Below are 3,217 nucleotides of genomic sequence, written 5' to 3' on the forward strand. Positions count from 1 at the left end.
ATTATAGAGAGTGGTTGAAGATGACCCGACCTGCACCAGGACCTGATGGCCTGAGAAGACCTTTATGGTTCAAACGCCCACTGAAACCCCAACCGGAGCTGTACTATTTGAAAAAGGAAGAAGCCGAGGATTGACAGGATGTCAGCACAGTAACCCCGGTTACGGTGCCTTTTGACGGTTAGCCCCAACTTTGTACAGTATTTGCAGGGTAATTGGAGACAGCTACCTAAAGCATTTCAAGATATCAATACAAGAAAAATCATGAAAGTCGAACAATTATATACCGGATGCCTAGCACAAGGCGCATATTACATCGAAAGCAATGGCGAAGCTGCCATCATCGACCCGCTGAGAGAAGTTCAGCAGTATGTGGACATGGCCGAGTCACGAGGAGCTACGATTAAATATGTACTGGAGACACACTTCCATGCGGATTTCGTAAGCGGTCACTTGACCTTATCACAGAAAACTGGAGCACCGATCGTCTATGGACCCAATGCTGACCCGGATTTTGAAGCCATCATTGCTAAAGATGGGCAAGTCTTCGAGCTTGGAGATGTCAAGATCAAAGTACTACACACTCCTGGTCATACCATGGAAAGCACCTCCTATCTCCTCTTGGATGAGAATGGTAAAGAGCATTCCATATTTACTGGAGACACGCTCTTCCTCGGTGACGTAGGCCGACCCGACTTGGCACAGAAAGCTGCACATATGACTCAGGAGCAGTTGGCCGAGACATTATTCGATAGCCTCCGCACCAAGATCATGACCCTTCCTGATGAGGTCATCGTATATCCAGGTCATGGAGCAGGTAGCGCTTGTGGTAAGAACATGAGTAAGGAGACCGTTGGGAGCATCGGTGATCAGAAGGAGAACAACTATGCCCTACGTGCGGATATGAGCAAGGAGGAATTTGTAAAAGAAGTGACCGATGGACTGATGCCTCCCCCAGCCTACTTCCCGATGAATGTCAAGATGAACAAATCCGGATATAAGAATATCGAGGATGTCATCGCTAAAGGAGAGAACGCCTTGTCACCAGACGCCTTTGAGACCGCAGCCAATGAGACCGGAGCGGTCGTATTGGATGTACGTCATCAAGATGTCTTTGTCAAAGGCCATGTACCTCGGTCCATCTTCATCGGATTGGATGGGAACTTCGCCCCTTGGGTGGGTGCCTTGATTAAGGATGTCGAGCAGCCGATATTACTCGTAGTGGAAGAAGATAGATTGCAAGAAGCCATCACTCGGCTCTCCCGTGTAGGATTCGATCATGTGATCGGTTATTTGAAAGGCGGTGTAGATGCATGGAAGAATGCAGGTAAAGAAGTGGATTCCGTAGAGTCTATCACAGCCGAGGAATTTGCTCAACGATTGAAGGAGGATCCTAAACCCGTATTCGATGTTCGAAAGGAAAGTGAATATGCTTCTGAGCATGTCGATAAAGCGGAAATCACACCCCTTGACTTCATCAATGACCATCTCTCGGAATTCCCTACGGAAGAGGACTTCTTCGTACACTGTGCCGGAGGATACAGAAGTGTTATCGCTTCCTCTATATTGAAATCCAGAGGTATCCACAACCTCATCGATGTCAAAGGCGGATTCAAAGCCATCAAAGAGACCGATGTCAAAGTGACCGACTATGTCTGTCCTAGCACGCTTTAAATCACTTTTCACAAGAGATAGAATGGACTTGAAAGAATCAGATTGGCGTACAAGCATCACTAAGAATGACCAAGCGGTCATCGTGGATGTGCGTACGCCACATGAGTGGGACGAAGGAATCATCCCTGGAGCGATCATGCTCGATATCATGGATGGACCTCAATTCATGGAGACTATCCGTGCCTGGGACAAAGACAAGGAATACTACGTCTATTGTCGGAGTGGAAATAGAAGTTGGCAGGCCTGTAGGATCATGAAGGGTGAAGGCCTAATGGCCTATAATCTCAGCGGAGGCATCATCGCTTGGCAAGGCGAAGTTCAAGAACCGATTATTTGAAGAGAAATGGAAGAAGTACAAATGAACATGATGCCGCGCATCGGGGATCATGCCCCAGATTTCGAGGCAATGACGACAAAAGGCAAAATCAAATTCAGTGATTTTGCCAAGGACAAATGGGTGGTGATGTTCTCACATCCAGCTGATTTCACTCCGGTGTGTACCACTGAGATGAGTGGTTTTGCTCAGCGCAAATCGGAATTCGATGCATTGAACACAGAACTCTTGGGCTTGAGCATAGATAGTATCCATGCACACCTGGGCTGGGTGAACAATGTGAAAAAGAACACAGGGGTCTATTTCGATTTCCCTATTGTGGCAGATATCGATATGAAAGTCTCCAAACTCTATGGAATGCTTCAACCCAATGAGAGTGAGACAGCAGCCGTACGAGCTGTATTCTTCATCGACCCGAGCAAGAAAATCCGTCTCATCATGTACTATCCCCTCAATGTGGGACGCAACATGGATGAGATCCTCAGGGCTCTGGAAGCTTTGCAGATCAGCGATGAATACAAAGTGGCCATGCCGCTGGATTGGAAAAAAGGAGATAAAGTGATCGTGCCTCCACCAAAGACCTTGGATGAGATGGCCGCTCGTTATCAGGACACAAGTTGTGAAATGACCGACTTCTATCTATGTAAGAAGGAGATCCATCTCAATTAATTGTAGGGGTATGTAAAAGGCTGTGATCCCTTAACAGGGTCAGAGTGTTGGTTAAGAGCGATAGGGCGGTCATTCCTCAGTGAATGGACCGCCCTTTCTTGTGCATGGGATTCCCGAAACCATTCCTGGTCCAGACTCGTATAACATCTGATTGCAAATCACGCAACCCTTACGTATATGAACAAGATCACTTGGTACAAGATCATCTTGGCATTGGGCCTCATCGCCCTGCTGATGTCTGGATGTCAGACAGAGAAAGAAGCGAACGATAATGTGGGAGACTGGCTTCTCACACGCCAATTGGAATCGATCAGCCCCACAGGGGACATCGATTATTTCATCCTCCCTGAGAGCGATGAACTCCAGCTCATCCCACAGGACCCCCTTAACCCCTTGACCGAATCCAAAGTCGCACTCGGTCAATTCCTCTTCCATGAGACCGGCCTAGGAATACTCCCCATGGATGATTCCAATATGGAGGCATTCTCATGTGCATCCTGTCATCATGCCCGTGCTGGTTTCCAAGCAGGTGTTGTGCAAGGA

4 protein-coding genes are annotated in these 3,217 nt (G+C 47.7%); all 4 read left to right on the top strand.

From position 1 onward, the window contains the following. The first annotated feature begins 261 nt into the window (after window positions 1-261). On the top strand, window positions 262-1,671 hold the full coding sequence (locus tag HKN79_12035) for an MBL fold metallo-hydrolase (protein ID NNC84297.1): 1,410 nt from the start codon (window positions 262-264) through the stop codon (window positions 1,669-1,671). Between the two features lie 22 nt (window positions 1,672-1,693). Then, the gene (locus HKN79_12040; GenBank protein NNC84298.1) at window positions 1,694-2,008 is read left to right on the top strand and encodes a rhodanese-like domain-containing protein; all 315 of its coding nucleotides are present in this window, start codon (window positions 1,694-1,696) and stop codon (window positions 2,006-2,008) included. A gap of 6 nt (window positions 2,009-2,014) precedes the next feature. Then, the gene (locus tag HKN79_12045; protein NNC84299.1) at window positions 2,015-2,674 is read left to right on the top strand and encodes a peroxiredoxin; all 660 of its coding nucleotides are present in this window, start codon (window positions 2,015-2,017) and stop codon (window positions 2,672-2,674) included. 234 nt (window positions 2,675-2,908) lie between these two features. Further along, window positions 2,909-3,217: cytochrome-c peroxidase (locus tag HKN79_12050; protein ID NNC84300.1), on the top strand; the 309-nt coding region annotated here is incomplete at its 3' end.

The sequence above is a fragment of the Flavobacteriales bacterium genome (assembly GCA_013001705.1).
GTDB lineage: Bacteria > Bacteroidota > Bacteroidia > Flavobacteriales_D > JABDKJ01 > JABDLZ01.

Excerpts from the sequence above, each read along its gene's own strand:
- HKN79_12035 (NNC84297.1), top strand. The coding sequence starts at position 262 with ATGAAAGTCGAACAATTATATACCGGATGCCTAGCACAAGGCGCATAT.
- HKN79_12040 (NNC84298.1), top strand. The coding sequence starts at position 1,694 with ATGGACTTGAAAGAATCAGATTGGCGTACAAGCATCACTAAGAATGAC.
- HKN79_12045 (NNC84299.1), top strand. The coding sequence starts at position 2,015 with ATGGAAGAAGTACAAATGAACATGATGCCGCGCATCGGGGATCATGCC.